Origin of the sequence: Arthrobacter terrae (assembly GCF_015708085.1) — a bacterium.
GTDB classification, from domain to species: domain Bacteria; phylum Actinomycetota; class Actinomycetes; order Actinomycetales; family Micrococcaceae; genus Arthrobacter_M; species Arthrobacter_M terrae.
Map to the genome: position 1 here is coordinate 105,908 of NZ_JADNYM010000003.1, position 22,675 is coordinate 128,582.

Annotated in this window: 22 protein-coding genes; 8 read left to right on the forward strand and 14 right to left on the reverse strand. The window is 64.1% G+C overall.

From position 1 onward, the window contains the following. Positions 1-37: 37 nt before the first annotated feature. A complete protein-coding gene (locus tag IV500_RS02770; RefSeq protein WP_196395299.1) occupies positions 38-1,759 on the forward strand; it encodes a sensor histidine kinase in 1,722 nt (573 codons plus the stop codon). Between the two features lie 40 nt (positions 1,760-1,799). On the opposite strand, the gene IV500_RS02775 is transcribed toward IV500_RS02770, so the two are convergent. Together IV500_RS02775 and IV500_RS02780 are read right to left on the reverse strand one after the other, a co-directional pair. Continuing rightward, complete coding sequence (locus tag IV500_RS02775) at positions 1,800-2,030, reverse strand: SCO4848 family membrane protein (RefSeq protein WP_196395300.1); 231 nt, start codon at positions 2,028-2,030, stop codon at positions 1,800-1,802. Positions 2,031-2,076: 46 nt separating this feature from the next. Beyond that, positions 2,077-2,592 carry a DUF2505 domain-containing protein gene (locus IV500_RS02780; protein ID WP_196395301.1) on the reverse strand — a complete coding sequence of 172 codons (516 nt, stop codon included), beginning with the start codon at positions 2,590-2,592 and terminating at the stop codon, positions 2,077-2,079. Between the two features lie 292 nt (positions 2,593-2,884). Between IV500_RS02780 and mfd the strand changes: the two genes are divergently transcribed. Next, positions 2,885-6,493 carry a transcription-repair coupling factor gene (gene mfd, locus IV500_RS02785; RefSeq protein WP_196395302.1) on the forward strand — a complete coding sequence of 1,203 codons (3,609 nt, stop codon included), beginning with the start codon at positions 2,885-2,887 and terminating at the stop codon, positions 6,491-6,493. Between the two features lie 178 nt (positions 6,494-6,671). Here mfd and IV500_RS02790 read toward each other — a convergent pair whose 3' ends face one another. From IV500_RS02790 to IV500_RS02800, 3 genes are all read right to left on the reverse strand, one after another. Further along, positions 6,672-6,884, reverse strand: a complete 213-nt coding sequence (locus tag IV500_RS02790) for a hypothetical protein (protein ID WP_196395303.1) — start codon at positions 6,882-6,884, stop codon at positions 6,672-6,674. 71 nt (positions 6,885-6,955) lie between these two features. After that, complete coding sequence (deoC, locus tag IV500_RS02795) at positions 6,956-7,702, reverse strand: deoxyribose-phosphate aldolase (protein WP_230854389.1); 747 nt, start codon at positions 7,700-7,702, stop codon at positions 6,956-6,958. Between the two features lie 97 nt (positions 7,703-7,799). Next, positions 7,800-8,876 carry a YeiH family protein gene (locus tag IV500_RS02800; protein ID WP_312875802.1) on the reverse strand — a complete coding sequence of 359 codons (1,077 nt, stop codon included), beginning with the start codon at positions 8,874-8,876 and terminating at the stop codon, positions 7,800-7,802. A 71-nt stretch (positions 8,877-8,947) separates the two neighbouring features. Between IV500_RS02800 and IV500_RS02805 the strand changes: the two genes are divergently transcribed. Next, positions 8,948-9,874, forward strand: coding sequence for a LysR family transcriptional regulator (locus IV500_RS02805; RefSeq protein WP_196395304.1), 927 nt, complete (start codon positions 8,948-8,950; stop codon positions 9,872-9,874). Positions 9,875-9,954: 80 nt separating this feature from the next. Here the strand turns inward: IV500_RS02805 and IV500_RS02810 are convergent, their stop codons facing one another. Both IV500_RS02810 and IV500_RS02815 read right to left on the reverse strand, forming a co-directional pair. Further along, positions 9,955-11,970 carry a phospho-sugar mutase gene (locus tag IV500_RS02810; protein WP_196395305.1) on the reverse strand — a complete coding sequence of 672 codons (2,016 nt, stop codon included), beginning with the start codon at positions 11,968-11,970 and terminating at the stop codon, positions 9,955-9,957. 172 nt (positions 11,971-12,142) lie between these two features. Further along, positions 12,143-13,000, reverse strand: a complete 858-nt coding sequence (locus IV500_RS02815; RefSeq protein WP_196395306.1) for a purine-nucleoside phosphorylase — start codon at positions 12,998-13,000, stop codon at positions 12,143-12,145. Between the two features lie 50 nt (positions 13,001-13,050). On the opposite strand from IV500_RS02815, the gene IV500_RS02820 reads away from it, so the two are divergent. After that, positions 13,051-14,511, forward strand: coding sequence for an NAD(P)H-quinone dehydrogenase (locus IV500_RS02820; RefSeq protein ID WP_196395307.1), 1,461 nt, complete (start codon positions 13,051-13,053; stop codon positions 14,509-14,511). A 134-nt stretch (positions 14,512-14,645) separates the two neighbouring features. Here the strand turns inward: IV500_RS02820 and IV500_RS02825 are convergent, their stop codons facing one another. Genes IV500_RS02825 through IV500_RS02840 form a run of 4 tightly spaced genes read right to left on the reverse strand, consistent with a single transcriptional unit; the run spans position 14,646 to position 16,519 of the window. After that, complete coding sequence (locus tag IV500_RS02825) at positions 14,646-15,161, reverse strand: YciE/YciF ferroxidase family protein (RefSeq protein ID WP_230854418.1); 516 nt, start codon at positions 15,159-15,161, stop codon at positions 14,646-14,648. A 1-nt stretch (position 15,162) separates the two neighbouring features. Next, positions 15,163-15,360: a DUF2795 domain-containing protein gene (locus tag IV500_RS02830; protein WP_196395309.1), complete on the reverse strand. Its 198-nt coding sequence runs from the start codon at positions 15,358-15,360 to the stop codon at positions 15,163-15,165. An 11-nt stretch (positions 15,361-15,371) separates the two neighbouring features. Then, positions 15,372-16,307 carry a glycosyltransferase family 2 protein gene (locus IV500_RS02835; RefSeq protein WP_196395310.1) on the reverse strand — a complete coding sequence of 312 codons (936 nt, stop codon included), beginning with the start codon at positions 16,305-16,307 and terminating at the stop codon, positions 15,372-15,374. Between the two features lie 14 nt (positions 16,308-16,321). Further along, positions 16,322-16,519 (reverse strand): hypothetical protein, encoded by a 198-nt coding sequence (locus IV500_RS02840; RefSeq protein ID WP_196395311.1) that lies wholly within the window; start codon positions 16,517-16,519, stop codon positions 16,322-16,324. Between the two features lie 140 nt (positions 16,520-16,659). Between IV500_RS02840 and IV500_RS02845 the strand changes: the two genes are divergently transcribed. Both IV500_RS02845 and IV500_RS02850 read left to right on the forward strand, forming a co-directional pair. Further along, complete coding sequence (locus IV500_RS02845) at positions 16,660-16,869, forward strand: hypothetical protein (protein ID WP_196395312.1); 210 nt, start codon at positions 16,660-16,662, stop codon at positions 16,867-16,869. 157 nt (positions 16,870-17,026) lie between these two features. After that, complete coding sequence (locus IV500_RS02850) at positions 17,027-18,436, forward strand: MFS transporter (protein WP_196395313.1); 1,410 nt, start codon at positions 17,027-17,029, stop codon at positions 18,434-18,436. Positions 18,437-18,530: 94 nt separating this feature from the next. Here IV500_RS02850 and IV500_RS02855 read toward each other — a convergent pair whose 3' ends face one another. Then, positions 18,531-20,339: an acetyl/propionyl/methylcrotonyl-CoA carboxylase subunit alpha gene (locus tag IV500_RS02855; protein WP_312875803.1), complete on the reverse strand. Its 1,809-nt coding sequence runs from the start codon at positions 20,337-20,339 to the stop codon at positions 18,531-18,533. A gap of 272 nt (positions 20,340-20,611) precedes the next feature. Here IV500_RS02855 and IV500_RS22070 point away from each other — a divergent pair, with 272 nt between their 5' ends. Beyond that, positions 20,612-21,394 carry an amidohydrolase gene (locus IV500_RS22070; RefSeq protein ID WP_312875804.1) on the forward strand — a complete coding sequence of 261 codons (783 nt, stop codon included), beginning with the start codon at positions 20,612-20,614 and terminating at the stop codon, positions 21,392-21,394. Between the two features lie 23 nt (positions 21,395-21,417). Continuing rightward, positions 21,418-21,855 (forward strand): zinc-binding metallopeptidase family protein, encoded by a 438-nt coding sequence (locus IV500_RS22075; protein ID WP_312875805.1) that lies wholly within the window; start codon positions 21,418-21,420, stop codon positions 21,853-21,855. Between the two features lie 112 nt (positions 21,856-21,967). Here IV500_RS22075 and IV500_RS21270 read toward each other — a convergent pair whose 3' ends face one another. Together IV500_RS21270 and IV500_RS21275 are read right to left on the reverse strand one after the other, a co-directional pair. Beyond that, positions 21,968-22,267: a CYTH domain-containing protein gene (locus IV500_RS21270; protein ID WP_230854390.1), complete on the reverse strand. Its 300-nt coding sequence runs from the start codon at positions 22,265-22,267 to the stop codon at positions 21,968-21,970. 107 nt (positions 22,268-22,374) lie between these two features. After that, positions 22,375-22,638, reverse strand: coding sequence for a VTC domain-containing protein (locus IV500_RS21275; RefSeq protein ID WP_230854391.1), 264 nt, complete (start codon positions 22,636-22,638; stop codon positions 22,375-22,377). Positions 22,639-22,675: the final 37 nt, after the last annotated feature.

The window sequence follows — 22,675 nt, forward strand, 5'->3', positions numbered from 1 at the left end:
GTCGACTGTAAGGGGGGCGGTGATGATAGACACTGCGATGATAAACACTGCGGTGATAGACACTGCGGCAACAGAGCAGGCTGTGCCTGCTTTTCAGCGGCGGACGGCTGCGCTGACGGCCCTGGTGATCCACCCCGACGCGCAAATCCGGCGGAGCGTGACGGCGGAACTTGAGGCGGCAGGACTTGCCGTGGTGTCGCGGTCGAGCGGGTTGATGGCGCCGGTTGAAATGACGCCGGACATCATTTTATTGGACGTGGACGGGCCTACGTCGTCCGCCATCGACACTTTGCGCCTGCTGAACGGGGACCAATACGCAGCAGGCACTCCGGTTGTTGGACTGACGTCCATTTCCGGAATGCCGGACATGTCCACGGGTTTTGCCGCCGGTATAGCGGACTATGCCATTGCCCCCTTCTTCGGGCCGGCATTCGTGCACCGGATCACCACCGTGCTCGCCAGGTTCGGCCAGCTGCGGATTGCCCGGCAGGGGGCTGAACGGCTGCGCGAGCAGGCCCGGGCCATTTTGGTGGCGGTCCGCAGCACCAATGATCCCGCCGCCATGGCCGCCCACATGGTCGCTGGCCTGGGCGAGACCTTTGGGGCCGATCGCGTCTGGCTGCACGTCTTTGAAGACTCGAGGGTCCCCCATCTCACCGCCGAATGGAACCGCCCGGGCTTGTCCGCCGTGGAGCTGCCATGGGAAGAGGCCGGCGGACCGACGCAGCATCTGGCCGACCGGCTCTGGTCCTCGACCAAGGCGCTGGCTGTCGATGACCATGCGGACCGCCAGGAGTTGCCCGATGGTGCCGAGCTGGCCGAGGGTGTGTGCGCGCCGGAAGTCCTGGCGTCCCTGGCGGTACCGCTCGGTGAAGGAAAAGCCGCCTTCGGTATCGTTTGGCTGCTGATGACCGACGGCCCGCGGATGTGGACCACGGCGGAGGTCACGCTGGTCCAGCAGGTCTGCGGAAACCTCGAGCATGCTCTGGTGCAGGGGCATCTGATCACCGGGCAGCAGAGCGTCATGGAGCGCCTGCTGGAACTGGACAAAGCGAAAAGTGACTTTGTGGCCACCGTGAACCACGAGCTGCGCACCCCACTGACCTCCATCACCGGATACCTGGATATGGTCCGCGATGGTGCCGGTGGTCCCGTTCCGCCGGCTGCACTGGCAATGCTGGATATCGTGGACCGCAATGCCAACCGGCTGCGGCAATTGATTGAGGACATGCTCACCATTTCCAGGATGGATTCCGTTGCCGACGAGGTGACGTCGACCGAGGTTAACGTCGGTACGCTGCTCACCGCCGTCGTCGCAGCCCTACAGCCGATCGCAGCGGCGAAGCGGGTGAGCCTTGAATGCGACTATTCCGAGGGTTCCCTGCTGGTCGGCGGCGACGCAGCGGCGTTGGAGCAGGTCTTTACCAATGTCGTCTCCAACGCCGTGAAGTTTACGCCCGCGCTCGGCCGGGTCGTCGTCGTCGGACGGCAAACAGCGGCCGCGGATGGGAGCGCGGCAGTCACCATTGACGTCTCCGACACCGGAATTGGCATCCCGGAATCGGACCTGCCCAAGCTGTTCGGGCGTTTTTTCCGGGCCACAAATGCCTCGGCTGCGGCCATACCCGGGACCGGACTTGGCCTGGCAATTGCCCGGGGCATAGTGGTCCGCCACGGTGGCGATGTCAGCGTTAAATCCAAGGTGGGCAGCGGTACCACGATGTCTGTCACGCTGCCCGCCGCCACCCCAACTGGGTAGCAGCTACGGCACGCAAAACGCGTTTTGGCTGCAGTTGCTGCTACCCAGTTGGGCTGACCAGGGTACGAATGCCGATCACTGCCGTAGCCAGCCCGAGCACCATGGAGGTGGAGACGAGCATCAGGTGAGTTGTGAGGAACCGGGTGGCTCTGCCGTCCTGGTCGCGGGACCGGGGATCTTTGAGGATCCGACGCATGAATTGCGGCCAGACCAGCAGCGACCAGAGGCCGGCAATGATCAGCACGATGGACAGGCCAAGGGGGAGCTGCACGAGAGGTTCTCCAGGTTTTTGTCGATTAGGCGGTCGTTGTACGGCCTCAGGCCGGGTCCGCTGCACGGTGCTCATCGAGCCACTTTTGCGCATGCGTGGCCTGCAGGTTCAAGGCCTTACCAATCATCGGTTCGGCGGCTTCAACTATTTTTGTGCCGAGGAAAGGGACGGCCGAAGTGACGGTTCCCTCCACCTCCACCAGGCTGCCGGAGTTCTGCTGGAGAATGCGTTCGACGGCGGTCACGGTCAGGGGTGCGCCGGTTACGGAGAGTGTAACGGCGATCTCGCGGGAGCCATCCGCCGCAGGAGCGGACCAGTCTTCAAGCTGGCTGACAGTGATCGAGGAACCGACAAATTTCCTGGCCAGCTCCGGGAGCTTGTCCGTGGGCAACGTGCGGACCGTTTTGGTGCTGAAGGCTGTCTCCAGTGCGCCGGTGCGCTCGAACGAGGTCAGTTTTCCGCCGATGGATTCGGTGCTGCTGCGGATAAAGTCTTCATCCGTGAAGACCGCCGTAACCCGCTGGGCGGGATGGGAAAGAGTTGTGGTTGCGCGCAGCGCCATGGTTCCTCCGATAAGTTGTTGAGCGGGCGTCCGGCAGATCCTAGGATACAGTGAGCGCCGCTGCACGCCCGACGACGGCTCCCGACGACGGCTATTGACGACGGCTATCGACGACGGCCTTCGTGGTCGGGCTCCCGGGTTGGACGCCGGGCTTGACGCTGGGGTCCCCTCGGGGCTGGGGCCTTCGGCGCGTAAGATTGAGTTGTCCCCGGGGTTCATTATGAACTTCGGGTTATTGTGCTGGCTTTTTGTTATCAGCGCGCCTTTTTTGTTCTGCTGAGGAGAAACATCCATGAGCCTAAATGGCCTGCGAACTGCCCTGCTGGACGATCCTGCTTTTGCGCGCGTCCGCGGTTATGCGGCCACCCCGCATGCCGAGCGCAGCCAGGATCTTCAGTTCGGGGCTCCGTCGGGGCTGCGGGCCGCGCTACTGGCCGAGGTGGCCGAGGGCCTGGCGGGCGTTTGTGGTCCGGACGGGCGCGGTGGCGTCGTGCTGGCAGTGACGGCAACGGGACGCGAAACGGAAGACGTTGCGGCGGCCCTGCGCGCGTTTCTGCCCGCTGACGCGGTGGCGGAATTTCCCAGTTGGGAAACTTTGCCGCACGAACGCCTTTCGCCGCGTTCAGACACGGTGGGCCGTCGACTGGCGGTGCTGCGCCGGCTCAGCCACCCGGAGCCGGGCGAAAAGCTGCGCGTCGTGGTGGCGCCGGTCAGGGCTGTGGTGCAGCCGTTGGTGGCGGGACTGGGGGATCTGGTGCCGGTTACTGTCAAAGTCGGCGATGAGGTCTCCTTCAGCGATCTGATTACCCGCCTGGCAGGGGCGGCCTATGCACGGGTGGACATGGTGACGCGCCGCGGTGAGTTCGCCGTACGCGGCGGGATCCTGGACGTTTTCCCACCCACCGAGGACCACCCGATCCGGGTGGAATTCTTTGGCGATGAGGTGGAACAGATGCGCTGGTTCGCGGTCGCGGACCAGCGCTCGCTGGGGACGATCGGCGTGGTGCACCCGACGACGTTGTATGCGCCGCCATGCCGGGAAATTCTGATCACGCCCTCGGTGATGTCACGGGCCGCGATGCTTAAAGACAAGATGCCTGCTGCTGCGGCCATGCTGGAAAAAATTGCCGGCGGTATTGCCGTGGAGGGAATGGAATCTCTCGCTCCCGCCCTGGTGGCTGGGATGGTCCCGCTGAGTTCATTGTTCCCACCCGGTTCCGTGGCCGTAGTGGTGGAACCGGAAAAAGTCCGTGCCCGTGCCCACGATCTGGAGTCAACCAACGAGGAGTTTCTGGAAGCTGCCTGGTCCACGGCCTCCGAAGGCGGAGTCGCCCCGCTGGATCTGGCCTCGCAGGAGGGCTTGGATCTGACAGCGGCGAGTTTCAAATCCCTGGCCGTTACCCGGGCCAGTGCGCTCGCCGCCGGCGTGAGCTGGTGGTCCATCACCTCCTTCAGCACCGATGAGGACCTGCTCCCGGACATCGACGTGCTGAACCTGCCCGCCCGCGAACCGCGCGGATATCAGGGGGACGTGGCGGAGATGATGGAGTTCATCGGCTCAAGGGTCAGTGATCAGTGGCGTCTGGTCGTGGCGACGGGCGGCCCCGGGCCGGCGCAGCGGTTGGCCGAGCTGTTCCATGACGCCAACATTCCTGCAGCGCGGGTGGAGAGTCTGGACCGGCCGCCGCAGCCGGGCATCATCGAGATCACTACCGCCGCCGTCGGCCGCGGTTTTGTCTTTGACGGGCTCAAGCTGGGGCTGCTGACGGAGGCGGACCTGCTCGGGAAAAACTCGGTCAGCTCGACCCGCGATATGCGCAGGCTGCCGTCCAGACGCCGCAATGCCGTGGATCCGCTGCAGCTGCGTGCGGGTGATTTTGTGGTTCATGAACAACACGGCGTGGGTAAATTCGTCGAGCTGATGCAGCGGAAGGTTTCCACCAGCGCAAGCGGGGGAGCTGGGCTGCGCGAGTACCTGGTGCTCGAATATGCGCCCGCCAAGCGCGGTGGGCCCGGGGACAGGCTCTTCGTTCCGACCGATCAGCTGGACCAGATCACTGCTTATGTGGGCGGCGATGCACCGGCGCTGAGCAAAATGGGCGGCTCGGACTGGGCCAGCACCAAGAACAAGGCGCGTAAGGCGGTCAAGGAAATTGCCGGCGAGCTGATCCGGCTGTATTCGGCCCGGATGGCGACCCGCGGGCATGCCTTCGGTCCGGATACGCCGTGGCAGCGCGAGCTGGAGGAGGCGTTTCCCTATGTGGAAACCCCGGACCAGCTGACCACGATCAATGAGGTCAAAGCGGATATGGAAAAGGAAGTCCCGATGGACCGACTGGTGTCCGGCGATGTGGGCTACGGGAAGACCGAGATCGCGGTCCGGGCGGCGTTCAAGGCGGTGCAGGATGGCAAGCAGGTGGCGATGCTGGTGCCGACCACGTTGCTGGCGCAGCAGCACCTGGAGACTTTCGGCGAGCGGTTCTCCGGTTTCCCGGTGCGGATTAAGCCGCTGTCGCGTTTCCAGACGGCGAAGGAAAGCAAGGAAACCGTTGAAGGTCTGCGCAGCGGAGCCGTGGACGTGGTGATTGGCACGCATCGGTTGCTCTCCAAAGAGGTGCAGTTCAAAGACCTGGGCCTGGTCATTGTGGATGAGGAACAGCGCTTCGGGGTGGAACACAAGGAGGAGCTCAAGAAGATGCGCACCAACGTGGACGTATTGGCGATGAGCGCGACGCCGATTCCCCGCACACTGGAGATGTCGCTGACCGGGATCAGGGAAACATCTACGCTGGCCACGCCCCCGGAGGAGCGGCATCCGGTGCTGACCTATGTGGGGGCGTATACGGACAAGCAGGCCTCGGCGGCGATCCGGCGTGAGCTGATGCGCGAGGGGCAGGTGTTCTTTGTGCATAACCGGGTTTCCTCTATTGAACGCACGGCCGCGCATCTGAAGGAGCTGGTGCCGGAAGCACGCGTGGCTGTGGCGCACGGGCAGATGAGTGAGTCCCGGCTGGAACAGATCATTGTGGACTTCTGGGAGAAGCGCTTTGATGTGCTGGTCTGCACCACGATCATTGAGACCGGTCTGGACATTTCCAATGCCAATACGCTCATCGTGGACCGGGCGGATAACTTCGGCCTCTCCCAGCTGCACCAGCTCCGCGGCCGGGTGGGCCGCGGACGCGAGCGTGCCTACGCGTATTTCCTCTACCCGTTCGACAAACCGCTGGGTGAGGTGGCGCTGGAGCGGCTCAAGGCCGTCGCCGCGCACAATGAACTGGGTGCCGGTATGGCGCTGGCGCTCAAGGACCTGGAAATCCGCGGTGCGGGCAATCTGCTGGGTGGGGAGCAGTCCGGGCATATTCAGGGTGTGGGCTTTGACCTATACATCCGCCTCGTGGGCGAAGCGGTGGCGGACTACCGAGGCGAGTCTGAGGAACGTCCGGCGGAAATGAAGATTGAACTGCCCGTCAATGCACACCTGCCGCACGATTATGTTCCGGGGGAGCGGCTTCGACTGGAGGCCTACCGAAAATTGGCGGCGGCGGCCACGGAGGACGCGATCAAGGAAGTACTGGCGGAGCTCACCGACCGGTATGGGGAGCCGCCGGCAGCGGCACTGAACCTGATCGCCGTCGCCCGTTTCCGCGTCGCTGCGCGTGCCGCGGGGCTGACGGACGTCGCGCTGCAGGGTAATTTTATTAAGTTTGCGCCTGCTCGGCTGCCCGAGTCGAAGCTGATGCGGCTGCAGCGGATGTACCCGGGGGCCATGGTCAAGAATGCGCTCGATTCCGTGTTGATCCCGAAGCCGAAGACGGCGCGGATCGGTGGCCGCGACCTCGCAGACGCCGAGGTCCTGGCCTGGGCACAGGGTGTACTGGACGCAATTTTCACCGAATAACTAACGGTCCAGCCTCGCTGACGCACGCCTGACACCGAAGGGAACGGGTTTAGCCGGATTGCCGGCCCAGCGCTTCTACAACAGCTGACCGGGTGAACATCCTTTTCACGGACGCGGCAGGGAGGGGCTGTCGGTATGGGCCCGCTGCAGACAGGTCCCCATCAAAGGGGTAAATCGGCTATTTGGCACCCGAGTCGGATTTGTTCAGCCAGGTCAGGGGGATGACCAGTCCCACGAAGCACAGCCCCAGTGCGATTGCCATCGGCCACGCGTTGGACAGTGACAGGAATGACATGGCGAAGATGCCGCCGACGAAGATCACGAAGAAAATGGCGAAGAGAATAATGCTCTGCACGAGGTTATTCTCACGCTCTTGCGCACGGTTGGACATGTTTCCTCCTGGCCCCCGAGGGGGTGTGATGTGGGGCGCCGGCTGCACGCCTAACGGTTCTGCCTGAAAGCTTAGTACGATCCCGCGCGATGGCTGTCATCGGTCACCGGATCCGCTGCCGTGCCGTCGGTTTCCTCGCGGATAATCGCGATTCCGGCGCTGGCTCCGATTCGGGTTGCCCCGGCGTCGATCATGGCACGGGCATCGGCCAGCGTGCGGATTCCGCCGGAGGCCTTAACTCCCAGACCAGGTCCGACGGCGGCACGCATCAGCGACACGTCCTGCACCGTTGCTCCGCCGCCGTTGAACCCCGTTGACGTCTTGACAAAGTCCGCCCCGGCTTCGACGGCGGCCTCGCAGGCCAGCCGCTTTTCGTCGTCAGTGAGAAGGAACGTTTCGATAATCACCTTCAGGATGGAATCACCGATGTGCACCTCTTCGGCGACGGCGGAAATGTCCTCCACTAAAGCGCCCCGGTCCAACGCACGCGCCGCGGCGATGTTAATCACCATGTCGATTTCGTCCGCGCCATCAAGGACGGCGCCCCGGGCCTCATACGTCTTGACATCCGTAGGGGTGGCACCAAGCGGGAAACCAATCACCGAACAGGTCAGCACCCCGCTGCCCTTGAGCGCGTTATGCACGGTTTTGACCCAGATCGGATTGACGCAGACTGATTTAAAGTTGTGGGCCACAGCTTCGGCACAGATCCTGAGCACATCCGCCTCGCTGGCATCGGGCTTGAGGAGTGTGTGGTCAATGTACCGTGCCAGTTCCGGGCGGGGGGTGCTGGCCGAGGTGCCGGGCAGAGAGGTCAAGAGGAGCCTTTCCAAAAGTCAGACATGGGGAATCAGTTAGCTCAATGTTCCCACAACGCACCGGCACACCCGGTGCCAGCCGACGGGCGGGCCGCCGTCAACCGACCAGCAGGATGCCGATCAGGGACGTACCCGCCACCAGCACAGTGGAGGCCGCGGCGAGCGCGAAGGGTTTGAGGCCAACGGTTCTGAGTGATTTCAGGTGCACGCCGGTCCCCAGGGCGAACATGGCGGCGGCGAGCAGCGCTGTTTGGCCCACCTGCGCCACGTCTAGGACTGCACCGGGGATTATTCCAGTGGAGCGGATGAGCATCAGCACAATGAAGCCAAGCACGAACAGCGGCATGACGGGAGGCCTGCGTAATGTGCTGTCCGTGCCGCTCATGGACCGGCGCCGGCGGATGCTGATGACGGCCATGACGGGAGCAAGCATGAGAATCCGCGCCAGTTTTACGATGACCGCTACGCCAAGGGCAGCCCCGCCAAGAGCACCGCCCGCCGCCACTACTTGGGCGATCTCATGGATGGAGCCACCTGCCCACATCCCGCCCTGCTGCCCGGACAGTCCCAGCAGCCCCGCGGCGAACGGTATGAAGGGGATCATCAGCGTGCCGAAAATCACCACCAGGGCAATAGCGGTGATGACCTCCTGCTCATCCTCGGTCTCGATCACGCCGTCCACCGCTGCGACGGCAGCCGCGCCGCAGATCGAGAATCCGCAGGCAATGAGCAGGCGTTGGGTGGGGGTAATTCCCATCCATTTTCCCAACAGGAGTGTGCCGAGGATACCGATGCCGACAATGCCGACCACCACCAGAATCATTCCCGCTCCGAGCCCCAGGATGTCCCCGAGCAGGAGCTGCAGACCTAAGAGGACGACGCCGGCGCGCAGCAGGGTTTTAGCGGCGACCTTGAATCCCGGGTCCAAGACAGCCGGAAGCCGGATGAGGTTGCGCAGCACGGCGCCCAGAACGATCGCGATCAGCAACACACTCACCGTGGGAATCAGCCGTCCAATGGCCAGCGCGGCCAGCACGGCGATGGCGCATACGCTTAGCCCGGGCGCCACGGCGTGGAGCCGGCGGTAACTTGCTTTTGTTGCTCCTGGTGCCGGAGTTGTTATGGCCGTTGCCTCCGGCGGGTTCGTTGTTTTTGTCGTCTCAGTTGTATCCACGTAGTCGATGCTGCCAGCAGCCCGGCTGAGCCGGTAGACGCCAATAAGGCATGGCGCTATATCATATTGATATGAGCATGGAATGGCCCGATCTTGCTGTTTTGGAACTGCTGGTGGCGGTTTCCGAACAGGGCAGTCTGAGTTCTGCGGCCCGCGCCGTCAAGATGGCGCAACCAAATGCGAGCAGGTCTCTGACGCGGCTGGAGCGATCGCTCGGCGTGATTCTGCTGGATAGGCGACCGGGTGGTTCCCGGCTTACGGTCGAGGGCGCCGTTGTGGTTGACTGGGCGCGTCCGGCCCTGGAGCGGGCCCGCGAACTAATGTCCGCCGCGCAGTCGCTGCAGTCGCAGCGTGAATCCAACCTGATGGTTGCAGCGAGCATGACAGTGGCCGAGTACCTGATGCCGCGCTGGCTGGCGGATCTGAAACGGGCTGATCCGGAACTGAGAGTCACCTTGTCGGTGCATAATTCCAAGCGGGTATTCGACTTGGTGGCCGATGGCTCGGCCGACGTTGGCTTCGTGGAAACGCCACGGCTGCCCGCCGGACTGCACCGGCTGAAGGTTGGCGCGGATCGACTGGCGGTGGTGGTGCCGCCGGAGCACCCGTGGGCGGCCGCGGGGAAAATACTGACACCCCAGGAGCTGGCCTCCACTGCGCTGGTGGTACGCGAGAGGGGTTCAGGGACCCGCAGCACCTTGGACCGGGCGCTGAAGGACTACCAACCCGCTCCGCCGACCTTGGAACTGAGCAGCAACGCCGCCGTTCGGGTGAGTGTCACAGCCGGTGCCGGCCCAGCCGTTCTCAGTATCTTCGCCGTCCGCCCCTGGCTGGAAAGCGGGGCTCTGGTGGAAGTACCGGTGCCCCAATTGCCGCTGGAGCGCCGCATGCACGCCGTATGGAAAGGGCCTCGCGTCCTGAGCGGGCCGGCGGGGGACCTGGTCACCGCAGCAGGGCGCGGGGAACGCAGTGCACGGAAGCCAGCGCAGGTGGAATGACGCCCGGCGCATGCCTCACTGTGCGCCGGGCGTCATTTCCGCAGCTCAGAGCTCAGAGCGCAGAGATCAGAGCTTAGAGATCAGAGACCCAGGGCCGCGCGGACGTCGGCGAGCGTAGCGTCGAGGGCGGCACGGGCACGTAGCCGGGCGTCCGGAAGGTCCGCCGCAACGCTGACGGGAACAATAACTTCCAGATAGCACTTCAGCTTGGGCTCGGTTCCGCTGGGCCGGATAATCACGCGGCTGCCGTCCACGGTGCGGAACAGCAGACCGTCCGTGGGCGGCAGGGTAGCGGAGCCTTCAGCCAGATCCGTAAAAGTTTCGACGCTGGATCCGCCAAGGCTTGTCGGCGGGTGCTGACGAAGGGATGCCATCATGGTGGTGAGCTGCGTCAGATCCGCAACGCGAAGACTGAGCTGGTCACCGGCGTGCAGGCCGTGGGCCAGGGCAAAGTCATCGAGAGTGTCGAAAATACTCCTGCCGCGGGCTTTCGCCTCGGCTGCGAGCTCAGCGATGAGCAGTGCCGCGGAGATGCCGTCTTTATCCCGAACGATTTCCGGCGCAATGCAGTAGCCCAAGGCCTCTTCGTAGCCGTAGCTCAGCCCCGGTACGCGGGAAATCCATTTGAATCCGGTTAGTGTTTGCGTGTGCTCGAGGCCGTGCGAGGCTGCAATACGCGCGAGCAGCCGGGAGGAGACAATGGAGTTGGCGAAGACAGCGGGGTGGTCGGCGGTACCGGTTTGGCCCGCGGCACCGGGCGCGACGGCGGCACCGGGCCTGCCGCCGTCGTCCACCGCAACAGTGCCCAAAGACTTAGGCGTGCCGGCAGTCCTACCAGCAAGCCGCCGCGCCAAATGACTGCCGAGCAGCGCTCCCACCTCATCGCCGCGCAACATCCGCCAAGTGCCGGCGGAGGGGTCCAGCGCAGCTACGGCGGCCCGGTCCGCATCGGGGTCATTGGCCAAGACGATGTCCGCCCCCTCATCCCGTGCCAGCGCCACGGCCAGATCCAAGGCGCCGGGTTCCTCCGGATTGGGGAATGCGACCGTGGGGAAGTCCGGATCGGGCCCTTCCTGCTGCTGTACTACGGCAATATTCTCGAAGCCGGCTCCGCGCAGCACTCCGACGGCGGTTTCCCCACCCACGCCGTGCATCGGAGTGTAGACGATCTTCACATCGCGGGAGGGGAAGGCAAGCGGATCCGCTAGGGAGCGAACAGCGTCCTGGTACCCAACGGTGAAATCTGCCCCGACCATGGTCCAGCCTGCAGTGGCCAGTTCTATGCTGGCCGGCTCACCGACGGCGGCAATTTCTGCAGCGATCATAGCGTCGAAGGGAGCGACAATCTGTGCGCCCTGCCCGGCGTCCGTCACGGTCCGGCCGCCGAGGTACACCTTGTAGCCATTGTCCAGCGCCGGATTGTGGCTGGCCGTCACCATGACGCCGGCGTCGCAATTGAGCTTCCGGACGGCGTAGGCGAGCACTGGGGTCGGCAGTGCAGCAGGCAGCAGAAAGGTCTCGATTCCGGCGGCGGTGAGGATGGCGGCACTCTCGGCGGCGAAAACCTGCGAATTGTGCCGTGCATCGAAGCCGACGACGGCGCGTGGCCGGTAATTGGGCTCCCGTTCAGCACGGGTTGCAGGCTGGTCGGAAGGCTCTCCCACGGGCATGTCCCTGGGGCTGTTGGCGCTCGCCTTCAGCAGGAATGCGGCGAGCCCGGCGGCGGCCCGGCGGACGACGACGCGGTTCATCCGGTTCGGCCCCGGGCCCATGGCAGCGCGCAGGCCCGCCGTACCGAACTGGAGGCTGCCGCTGAAGCTGTCTGTGAGTTCCCGCTGGGCAGCGTCCTGAGTCATCCCCGCACCAGCCGCACCGTCGATCGCAGCGCCGGCCGGACCGTTGCCGTCGGCGGCTTCCCTTCCGCCGTCGGTACTGACGCGCCCGCTCCCGCCGGCCACAGCGCCCTTGACGCCGGTACCCCCGGCCAGGGTTATCAGCGCTCTTAGCTGGGCGGCGGTCACCGGGTCCGGGTCCTGATCGGCCCAGACTCGGGCGCAGTGCAGCAGCGGCTGGAGTTCGGTGTCCGGAAGCGTCATAGGTCCAACATATCGCGGCCCAGGACACGGCCCGTCCCACGCAGTAGCGATGCTGCGAAAGCTGCGCAGACATCGGTGCCAACGTTGCGCAGGATGCACTCCTGCGCAACGTTGAAACCCTCTGATGCGGCGAACGGTCCGCCCGCGAACGATCCGCGCCACGAAGCTGCGTCTACAGCCGGGCGATGATGTCCGCCAGCAGCCGGGAGATCCGCGGCCCGGCCGCCTGGCCCGCAGCGAGGACCTCCGCGTGGCTCAGCGGATCGGGGCTGATTCCGGCGGCCAGGTTGGTGACCAGTGAAATTCCGAAGACCTCCATACCTGCATGTCGTGCGGCGATCGCCTCGAGAGCGGTGGACATTCCCACCAGATCGGCGCCAATCCGCTTGGCGTACTGCACCTCGGCAGGCGTCTCATAATGCGGACCGGTGAATTGCGCATACACGCCTTCGTCCAGCCCGGGATCGACCTCATGGGCCACGGCCCGCAGCCGGGCGGAATAAAGATCGGTCAGATCCACGAATGTGGCACCCTCCAAGGGGGAGGCCGCCGTGAGGTTGATGTGGTCGCGGATCAGCACCGGAGTGCCCGGTGTCCATGCCTCATTCAGGCCACCGCAGCCGTTGGTCAGCACCAACGTCCCCGCCCCGCATGCAGCGGCGGTCCGCACGCCGTGCACGACGGCGCGTACGCCCTTTCCTTCATAGAAATGAGTTCGGGCTCCGAGCACCAATGCGCGTTTCCCCGCAGTGGTCAGCACCGACCGGACGGTTCCGACATGGCCTTGGACGGCCGGCGCCGAGAAGCCCGGAATATCCGTGGCATTGAGCGTGGCCGTAGTTTCGCCAATCAGCTCCGCGGCTTCGCCCCAACCGGAGCCGAGCACCAAGGCGATATCGTGGCTTTCCACGCCGGTGTGTTCTGCGATGTAGGCGGCGGCCGCTGCCGCCAATGCGATCGGGTCGGTCAGTGTGGAAGCGGTGGAAACGGCAGCGTTTTCACCGCTGGGTGAAGAATCAGATGTGTGCATTGGAATAACTTACCGAACTTGGTGCCGATGGAGGCGATAAGCGAGAATGGATGACTGTGACCAGCCATAATCTCTTCTCCACTCAGTCCGCTCCGAGCATCGCGATCCTGGGCGGCGGTCCGGGCGGGTACGAGGCAGCGATTGTTGCCGCCTCCTTGGGCGCTCAGGTGACTATAGTGGAGCGGGCCGGACTTGGCGGCGCTGCGGTGCTGACCGACGTCGTCCCGTCAAAAACACTCATTGCGACGGCGGATGCGATGACGCGTATGACGGACGCCGCGGCACTTGGCGTCCGCTTTGACGTGGGCGACGGCGACGGCGACGGCGACGGCGACGGCGTTCCGCTGATGAGCGCAGACCTCAAGGCGGTCAATGAGCGCGTAATGCGTCTGGCGGGCAAACAATCCGCCGATATTCATGCCGGTCTGGAACGGGTGGGCGTGCGGATTATTCTGGGCACGGGGCGCCTGTTGAACAATAATACGATCGAAGCGACCGTTGGCGAGGGAGCCGGCGCGAGTACCGAAACGGTCACGGCGGACGCGATATTGGTCTCCGTCGGCGCTCATCCTCGGGAGCTGCCGACGGCGAAACCCGACGGCGAACGAATCCTGAACTGGACCCAGCTGTACAACCTTCAGGAGGTGCCGCCGGAACTGATCGTCGTGGGATCCGGGGTGACGGGCGCCGAATTCGCCTCGGCCTACAACGGGCTGGGATCCAAGGTGACGCTGATTTCCAGCCGCGACCAGGTCCTCCCGGGAGAAGATTCGGACGCCGCTCAGGTGCTGGAGGATGTCTTCGCACGCCGCGGCATGACGGTGCTTTCGCGCTCCCGGGCCGCCGCCGTCGACCGCACCGAGGACGGCGTCGTCGTGACGCTCAGCGACGGACGCGAGGTGACCGGCAGCCACTGTCTGGTGTGCGTGGGCTCCATCCCGAATACCGCGGGGATCGGGCTTGAGGAGGCCGGCGTCGCGCTCACCGAGAGCGGCCACATTAAGGTCGACGGCGTCTCCCGGACAACGGCGTCAAACGTCTACGCGGCGGGCGACTGCACCGGCGTTTTCGCCCTGGCATCGGTCGCGGCCATGCAGGGACGGATCGCCGTGGCGCATCTGCTGGGCGATGGGGTGCGGCCGCTGAAGCTGCTGCAGGTTTCCTCCAATATCTTCACCTCGCCGGAAATTGCCTCCGTGGGCGTGTCCGAGGCGGATCTGGCATCCGGGAAGTATCAGGGGGATGTGATCACGCTGTCGCTGCGCACGAATGCCCGGGCGAAGATACGTAATTTCAAGGACGGCTTTGTGAAAATCATTGCGCGCAAGGGATCCGGGACGGTCATCGGCGGGGTGGTGGTGGCCCACGGAGCGTCCGAACTGATCTTTCCGATCGCGCTGGCGGTCACGCAAAAGCTGCACGTGGACGATGTTGCCAGCACGTTCACGGTTTACCCCTCGCTCAGCGGGTCCATTTCCGAGGCCGCGCGGCGCCTGCACGTGCACATGTAGGGATTGCGCACCTTACCGTCCGGGGGATGCCGTGCAGATGGACGGGTGCCGTGGAAATTTCGATGGCATCCGTCCATTTGACCGGCAAAACAGGATCCGGCGCCGGAGGATAAACGAGGATCCCGACGCGGGGGTTAGCCGTTATCTCCATCCGGAGCGTGGAGCGGCCCCTCGGCAGCGACCGCGCGGGAGGCAGCGCGCAACTTTTCCGCAGCCGCTTTCTCCTGTCCAAGGTTCTGCTCAAAGATCGAGACCAGCTCCACATTGCCCGCGGCCTGGGCCGCGGCTATCAGCGTTTCGTAAACCGCAATCTCGTAGTGCTCCGTTTCCAAGGCGCCGGCCAGGATCACTTGGTCCGCCAGTTGTGGAATGGTCTTGCGCAACGTGGTCTTTGCTTCCTTGGCTAGCCCCGCCGTGGTGGGCGAGGGGGAGTCATCAACATCTTCTCCGAGGATGACGAAGGCGCGTTCCAGATTGGCCAGTTGCTGACGGGTTTCTTCGGTATGTTCCTCCAGCAAGGCTTTTAGTTCCACCCGCTGGGCCCTGCTGGTCAGATCCTCCAGCATCTGCAGCGAGTCCCGCTCCATGCTCAGTGCCGAGCCGAGTTTAAAAATGAACAATTCACGGGAGGTGGTGAGCTTCTCGAACATCCTAGGCACCCCCCGAGACTGCTTTGCTGACCTCGTCCGGACCGTTGTACTCACGGTCCGGCATATTGCGCAGTGCCTCAAGCACCGGCTCATCGGCGCCCGAATCTTCAGCCTTACTGACCAGCTGGGCCCGGCTTGCCGGGTAGTCGATACCGCCGAGGAACTTCTGGATCGCAATGGGATTGGGTGAATCGGACATGGTGCTGCCTTTCAGCTGATTTCCACTGATGGGGTGCCCGCGGTTTGCGGGACGTCGGGTGCGGTAGGTCCGGGGGGCGCGGGCGGATCGTCGGGCGGGAAGACGACGTCGAACGCTTCAACCCGCCGGTTGGGGACGGTGGTGGGAGATTCCAGATGCACGGCCCCGGAGGGCAGCAGTGCCGCGCCGCCGCAGACATTCATGACTTTCCATTGTGCGGCCACGTCTTCGCCGGAATGATCCGGCGGTAGCCGCGGCCAGAAGTTGAAGCCACCGCAGGCCAGCAGCGCTCGGCGATCGAAAAGTACGCATCCGCCGACCCACGCGATCCGGTAGGCAAGCCATTCGTCCGGCCCCAGCTTCAGCGAAGCCGCTAAATGCGCCGGATTCGCTGCATTGTGCAAAGGCCAGCGTTGGAAGGCCGGCTCCGTGCGTCGAATGTGTTCCGGCTGGACGGGTCCATCCCAGGGTTCAAAAGTGGCCTGCTCTTCGGGGCGGATGTCAGCCAGGTGGCTCAGGCCCTGAACCGCCATTCCGATGAAACCGCAGCCCAACGATCGCAGAGCATCATCCATTCGGCTCATGGAGCCCGGTTCCAGCCACACATCATTGTCCAGAAACAGCACACGCGGTGCCGTGGTCAGGCCCAGCAGGTATTGCCGGTGTTCGGCCATGCCACGGCGCGGGAGGTGGCGGTAGGTGCGGACGCTGCGCCCCTGCACCTGCAGAACGCGGATCATGGCCGCTACCGCAGGATGCTCCCAGTCCGCGGTGCTATCGCTTTGATCGCTTATGCACACGCCAAACCGGGGACCGTCCTGAGCAGCTAGTCCGGCCAGCACGACAGCCAATTCGGCTGGCCTGCCGCGGGTGGGGATCAGCACAGCTATATCCGGATCTGCAGGTTCCGGTTCGGCTGCCCACTGCGCGGCGGTCCGCCTGCTCATACCGGGTTCCACGCTTATGCGTCGTCCTGGGGCTCTGCGGCCAGGCCAATTGCTTCCTGTACCTCAGGACCGTCGGTGCTGTCCGGGAACGGCTCGGTTTCCCGACCGTCTTCGACGTGGTCCGAATGGCCATCCCGCGTCAGGTTCCGGGCTCCGTGCTTCATTTCGTCGTCGAGCCGTGCGCTGTGTTTATCGCTGCCACGTTCGGTCATGATGCATTCCTCCTCTACCGGCTCCACCGAGCTGAAATGCAAGGCGAAAGCGGTCCTTCAACGCTAACACTAAGTATGCTTGTAAGAGCGTTGTTGGCTGGAAATTTGCGGCGCCAGGGCAAGTCGGAAGGGGATATGAAATGGACCGGAACGAGGCAGGAAAAGATGCGGACCGCGCCCACGGCGAGGCGCCGGCGGAGGGAGCGGACCCGGATGCGCAGGACGGCAGTACCGCGGAAGGGGACGTCCGTCAGCATTCGCAGCAGGCGGCGGAGGGGGACGACGACAACGACAACGGGTCCGACGGCGGCAAAGGACAAGAACCAGCAGCAGATAAGCCGGAGGGCTGACGTCTTAGCGGAGCGGGGGCAGCAGCGAGGATCAAAACAGTCCACATAATGAGACGGCTTATCCACTGAGCGGACATGTGGTTCTAGTATTAGCTTCTGATCCTCGCTCAACGCCGGGCTGCCAACTGGCGCGACCGGCCGCATGAAAGTCGGTTCCATGAGCAGCACCAAGACGGTTTCCGAACCCGTCATTCCCAAGGCAAACACCCGCGGACGGGTTATCCTCGCCAGCCTGGTCGGCACAACCATCGAATTCTACGACTTCTACGTCTATGCCACAGCTGCTGTACTCGTCTTCCCGAAACTGTTCTTCCCGAATGCGGACAGCACCACGCAGCTGCTGAGTTCCTTCGCCATCTTCGGAGTGGCCTTCGTGGCACGCCCTGTCGGATCCGTCTTGTTCGGCCATTTCGGTGACAAGTTCGGCCGAAAGGGCACCTTGGTGGCGTCCCTCCTTACGATGGGGATTGCGACCTTCCTCATCGGCTGCCTCCCGACAGCGATCGTCCCCGGCTGGACGTTCCTGGCACCGGCGATGCTGGTGCTGCTGCGCTTCGCGCAGGGCCTGGCCCTGGGCGGGGAGTGGAGCGGTGCGGCCCTATTGGCCACCGAAAACGCCCCGGCCGGCAAACGCGCCATCTGGGGTACGTTCCCGCAGATGGGCGCGCCGATCGGCTTCATTATTGCCAACGGACTCTTCCTGATCCTGAACCTGACGCTGACCACTGCGCAGTTTGCGGCGTGGGGCTGGCGTATTCCATTCCTGCTCAGCGCCATTATGGTGATCATCGGGCTGTACGTCCGGCTCAAACTGGTGGAAACCCCCGCGTTCCAAAAAGTGCTGGATGAAGGTGAAGTGTCCAAGTTGCCGGTCGGTCGGGTCTTCCGCACCAGCTGGCAGCCGCTGATCCTGGGGACGTTCATCATGTTGGCCACCTATGTGCTGTTCTACCTGATGACTACGTTCACGCTGACGTACGGTACGGCTGCCGCGACGCTGGATGCGGCGAAGGCAGCGGCACTCAAAGCGGGGAAACCGATGTCGCAATCGGCCATCGACGCTTGGGTGCCGGGGCTTGGTTACAGCCGCAACGACTTCCTGCTGATGCTCATTGTGGGAGTGGTATTTTTCGGTATCTTCACGCTGGTGGCCGGACCGCTGGCGGAAAAGTACGGGCGGCGGAAATCGCTGATAGTGATTACGTCGGCTATTTTCGTCTTTGGCTTCACGTTTGTGCCGCTGTTCAGCGCGGGCTTCATTGGCACCCAGGGACTGTTGATCATTGGTTTCATCCTGATGGGACTGACCTTCGGCCCGATGGGTGCGCTGCTGCCGGAACTGTTCCCCACTAACGTCCGCTACACGGGTTCGGCGGTCAGCTACAACCTCTCCAGCGTCCTGGGCGCAGCCGTGGCGCCGTTCATCGCCGTGGCTCTCTGGCAGGGAGCACACGGCAGCACCTTCCTGGTGGGCGTTTACCTCAGCGCGATGGCGGTCCTGACGTTGATCGCGTTGTTCCTGATGAAGGAAACCAAGGATCTGGACTACAACGCGAACGTCAGCTAGCCCCGCCGGCTAGCCCCGCCTAAAAGCCGACGTGTGCGCTTAGTGGAGCTGAAAGTCCGTTTCAGCCCCGCTAAGCGCACCTATCGATGTTAGGTCAGTCCTCGATCGTGGCCAGGACGGCGCCGGCGGCGACCGTGTCGCCCGGGAGAGCGGCGAGACCGGTGACAGTACCGGAGCGGTGCGCGGTAAGCGGCTGTTCCATCTTCATGGCCTCCAGCACCACCATCAGGTCCCCTTCGGCCACAATATCGCCGTCCGCTACGGCCACCTTGACGATGGTTCCCTGCATCGGGGAGGTCAACGAATTACCGTTGGCTGACGCCGGGGTTGAGCTGCGCCGCGCGGACTTCTTCTTTGACTTGCCGTTGGCCGCCGAGGACCCTGCTCCCGAGGACCGGGTGCTGCCAACCAGGGAAGCAGGGAGCACCACCTCCAGCCGTTTGCCGCCCACCTCGACGACGACGCGCTGCCGGTCGTCGTCGTCGCCGGTTCCCGAACCTGTTCCGCCCGGGACAAACGCCGGGATGGTGTTGTTGAATTCGGTTTCGATCCATCTGGTGTGCACGGAGAACGGAAGGCCGTCCGACGGCGCAAAGGCCGGGTCGGCGACGACGGCCCGGTGGAACGGCAGGGCAGTGGGCATGCCGGTAATTTCCATCTCGGCCAGAGCACGTGCGGCGCGCTGCAGCGCCTGCTCACGGGTGGCTCCCGTGACGATTAACTTAGCCAGCAGCGAATCGAAGTTCCCGCCGATCACCTCGCCCGCCTCAATGCCGGCATCAACTCGCACACCGGGGCCGCTGGGCAGCTTCAGCGTTTCGACTGTGCCCGGTGCCGGCATGAAATTCCGGCCCGGGTCCTCGCCGTTGATCCGGAATTCGAAGGCATGGCCGCGGATTGGCGGATCCACGTAGCCCAGTTCCTCGCCGCGGGCCAGTCGGAACTGCTCCCGGACCAGGTCCAGGCCGGACACTTCCTCGGATACCGGATGCTCCACCTGCAGGCGTGTGTTGACTTCCAGAAAGGAAATGGTTCCGTCCATGCCGACCAGGAACTCACAGGTTCCGGCGCCCTGATAATGGGCTTCCTTCAGGATTGCCTTGGACGCTTCGTACAGCCGCGCGTTCTGCCCGGCGCTCAGGAACGGCGCGGGCGCCTCTTCGACCAGCTTTTGGTTGCGGCGCTGCAGTGAGCAGTCGCGGGTGGAAATCACGACGACGTTGCCGGCGGCGTCTGCTAGGCACTGCGTTTCGACGTGGCGGGGGGAGTCCAGGTAACGCTCCACAAAGCACTCACCGCGGCCGAACGCAGCAACGGCCTCGCGGACGGCCGATTCGTAGGCCTCAGGAATTTCGCCGCGGTCACGGACAACCTTTATGCCGCGTCCGCCGCCGCCGTAGGCCGCCTTAATGACCAGCGGCAGACCGAACTCGGCCGCGAAATCCAGTACCTCCTGGGCTGAGCCGACCGGGTCCTTCGTGCCGGGGGCCAGCGGGGCGCCGACCTTCTCAGCGATGTGTCTGGCCCGTACCTTGTCACCGAGGGAAGCAATCGCTTCCGGAGACGGCCCGATCCAGATTAGTCCCGCGTCGATAACGCGGCGGGCAAAATCGGCGTTTTCGGACAGAAAACCATAGCCGGGGTGGATCGCATCGGCGCCGGAGGATGCGGCGGCGTCAAGAATCTTCTCCATGACCAGATAAGATTCCGCGGCGGTGCTGCCGCCCAGGGCGTAGGCCTCGTCAGCCAGCCGGACATGCAGCGCGTTGCGGTCCGGCTCCGCATAGACCGCAACCGACGCGACCCCTTCATCGCGGGCAGCGCGGATGATGCGGACGGCAATCTCCCCGCGGTTGGCAATAAGCACCTTGGTGATGACCTCGGCTGGTGGTGAAATTCTCACACGGGACTCCTTCTATTCCTTTCGGAGCCTAGCGCGGATTTGAGGTTTTAACTCACGCACCATGCCGTTTCTGTGCCGCTGTGCTGAATTTTTTGTAGAGACCCTACAAAAAACCCAATGTGTTCGGATTTGGGTCGTCGTGATCCGAGGTTCCTGCCCCCAACATTGCGAAAGGACACCGTCGGCTGGAATCATGGCCATTATGCCGCCAGCGGACCTGCTGCTTTCCAGCGCCGGCCCGTCCATCACCGGATTTGGAGTTTCTGATCGTCATGACAACCGCAACGCAGGCACTAATGCCGCTGGCAGAGGTATATCAGGATCTGCACCGGAACCCCGAACTTTCGTTCCAGGAGACCCGGACTGCCGGCATCATCGCTGAGCGACTGCGGCACCTTGGCTATGAGACAACCACCGGGGTGGGCGGTACCGGAGTTGTCGGGCTGCTGCGCAATGGCGACGGGCCCACCGCCCTGCTCCGGGCGGATATGGATGCGCTCCCGGTCCTGGAGAAAACCGGGCTTGCCTACGCCAGCACCGTGACAGGGAAGGCCCCGGGCGGAAATGATGTTCCCGTCATGCACGCCTGCGGCCATGACGTGCACGTGACGTGCCTGCTCGGGGCGGCGGGCGTCCTGGCGGCCGAACGCGCGAGCTGGGCCGGAACGCTCATGCTGGTCTTCCAGCCGGCCGAAGAGCTCGCCGGCGGCGCGCAGGCCATGATCGACGACGGCCTGTTCGGACGTTTCGGCGCCCCGGACGTAGTGCTGGGCCAACACGTGGCACCCTTCCCGGCAGGGATGTTGGCGGCACAACCGGGCGTCGCCTTTGCCGCCGCGGATTCTCTGACTATCCGGCTGATCGGCCGCGGTGCCCACGGATCCCGACCCGAGACATCCGTGGACCCGATCGTGCTGGCCGCAGCCACAGTGCTCCGCCTGCAGACCATCGTCTCCCGCGAGGTGGCAGGCAGCGAGGCAGCAGTCCTGACCATCGGAGCCATCCGTGCCGGAACGGCCGGGAACATCATCCCCAAGAGGCCGAACTTAAACTGAGCATCCGCTCGTTCAGCACATCTGTGCGGGAACGGGTCCTGGCGGCAGTGGAACGGATTGTCCGCGGCGAGGCCATCGCGGCGGGAGCTACCACGGATCCGATAATCACCGCCGACGCCGGCTTTCCGGCAGTAGTGAATGATCCGGCGGCGCTGGAACGCACGGTGGCGGCGTTCAACGAAACGTTCGGTGCAGGCCGGGTCGTGGTGCCGGGCCCGGTCACCGGTAGCGAAGACGTGGGCCTGCTCGCCACGGCAGCGGGTGCCCCGCTGGCCTTTTGGCTGCTCGGCGGCGCGGATCCGGCACTGTTCAGCACCGGAGATGCCACAGATCCCGCTTTACGCGCTATTCCTTCTAACCACTCACCGCTTTTCGCGCCGGTCATTGAACCGACGCTCAGCGTGGGAGTGGCGGCATTGGCGGCAGCCGCGAGAGCGTGGCTGCCGCCTCTGCGAGACTGACCAGCTGCAATTGAGCGGGACCGGCTCTGCTGTTGACACATCGGCGACGTGAAGGCGGTGTAGCCGGCTCAGACACTTGCGGAAGAGGCCAGCACAGCGCCGCCCATGCGCGCTAGTGGCGGCCCTGGCCCGTCTGCTCCGGTAGTACCCGGGACCAGCCGAAGTTGGCGCGCAGCACGCGGTTCCATCGGTTCGCCGGCAGCTCCGGGTGCAGCAGAGCAATACCCAGACAGTACTTACTCATACTGACCGGGCGTATTCCCATGGAGGCAAGCGCCTGGTCTGCAGCACCGAAGCCATCCATTGTTTTCGTTTCCACCACCACCAGATCGGGAAGCTTCATCGGCTGGTCCAGACTGCCGAAAACAAGGTCTACGTCGCAGGTCAGCCGCTCCTGGGTTATTGGGTTCACCAGGGTGCCGCGGGTGTAGTTGGTGGCCAGCGACGGTTGCAGGCGGGGCAGGGCCAGCCCGTAGTCGGCGTTAAGCTGCGCGGCCAGAAATTCCTCTGCCGCCGCCGTCAGCCTGGAGCTGTCCTGAAGCTGTCCTGAAGCTGGTAGGGCATCCGGTGTTTGACCGTTTGGCCGCGCTGACCCTTGAATTTCACTTCAAACATGCACAGTCCGCTGTCCACATATGTCCGGGTGCGCACCTTGTATCGCCGCCGTCGTCCTTGGCGGTGTGCGCGGAATTGCTCCAGCTCCGGTGTGTCAAAATATACCGATTCGTACTCGAACACCCGCCGGGGACCGATCTCCAGGGCCCGGAAATCCTTACCGAGCAAAGCTGCCAGCCGGGTGAGCTCGTCGGGGAAAGCAGGA

What these genes read in the sequence shown, in the direction of transcription:
- IV500_RS02780 (WP_196395301.1), bottom strand. Translation starts at nt 2,592, where the DNA reads ATGGCGCTGCGCGCAACCACAACTCTTTCCCATCCCGCCCAGCGGGTT.
- IV500_RS02820 (WP_196395307.1), top strand. Translation starts at nt 13,051, where the DNA reads ATGACTGTGACCAGCCATAATCTCTTCTCCACTCAGTCCGCTCCGAGC.
- IV500_RS02845 (WP_196395312.1), top strand. Translation starts at nt 16,660, where the DNA reads ATGGACCGGAACGAGGCAGGAAAAGATGCGGACCGCGCCCACGGCGAG.
- IV500_RS02815 (WP_196395306.1), bottom strand. Translation starts at nt 13,000, where the DNA reads ATGCACACATCTGATTCTTCACCCAGCGGTGAAAACGCTGCCGTTTCC.
- IV500_RS02790 (WP_196395303.1), bottom strand. Translation starts at nt 6,884, where the DNA reads ATGTCCAACCGTGCGCAAGAGCGTGAGAATAACCTCGTGCAGAGCATT.
- IV500_RS02835 (WP_196395310.1), bottom strand. Translation starts at nt 16,307, where the DNA reads ATGAGCAGGCGGACCGCCGCGCAGTGGGCAGCCGAACCGGAACCTGCA.
- IV500_RS02805 (WP_196395304.1), top strand. Translation starts at nt 8,948, where the DNA reads ATGAGCATGGAATGGCCCGATCTTGCTGTTTTGGAACTGCTGGTGGCG.
- mfd (WP_196395302.1), top strand. Translation starts at nt 2,885, where the DNA reads ATGAGCCTAAATGGCCTGCGAACTGCCCTGCTGGACGATCCTGCTTTT.
- IV500_RS02850 (WP_196395313.1), top strand. Translation starts at nt 17,027, where the DNA reads ATGAGCAGCACCAAGACGGTTTCCGAACCCGTCATTCCCAAGGCAAAC.
- IV500_RS02825 (WP_230854418.1), bottom strand. Translation starts at nt 15,161, where the DNA reads ATGTTCGAGAAGCTCACCACCTCCCGTGAATTGTTCATTTTTAAACTC.
- IV500_RS02810 (WP_196395305.1), bottom strand. Translation starts at nt 11,970, where the DNA reads ATGACGCTTCCGGACACCGAACTCCAGCCGCTGCTGCACTGCGCCCGA.
- IV500_RS02830 (WP_196395309.1), bottom strand. Translation starts at nt 15,360, where the DNA reads ATGTCCGATTCACCCAATCCCATTGCGATCCAGAAGTTCCTCGGCGGT.
- IV500_RS02770 (WP_196395299.1), top strand. Translation starts at nt 38, where the DNA reads ATGATAAACACTGCGGTGATAGACACTGCGGCAACAGAGCAGGCTGTG.
- IV500_RS02840 (WP_196395311.1), bottom strand. Translation starts at nt 16,519, where the DNA reads ATGACCGAACGTGGCAGCGATAAACACAGCGCACGGCTCGACGACGAA.
- IV500_RS22070 (WP_312875804.1), top strand. Translation starts at nt 20,612, where the DNA reads ATGACAACCGCAACGCAGGCACTAATGCCGCTGGCAGAGGTATATCAG.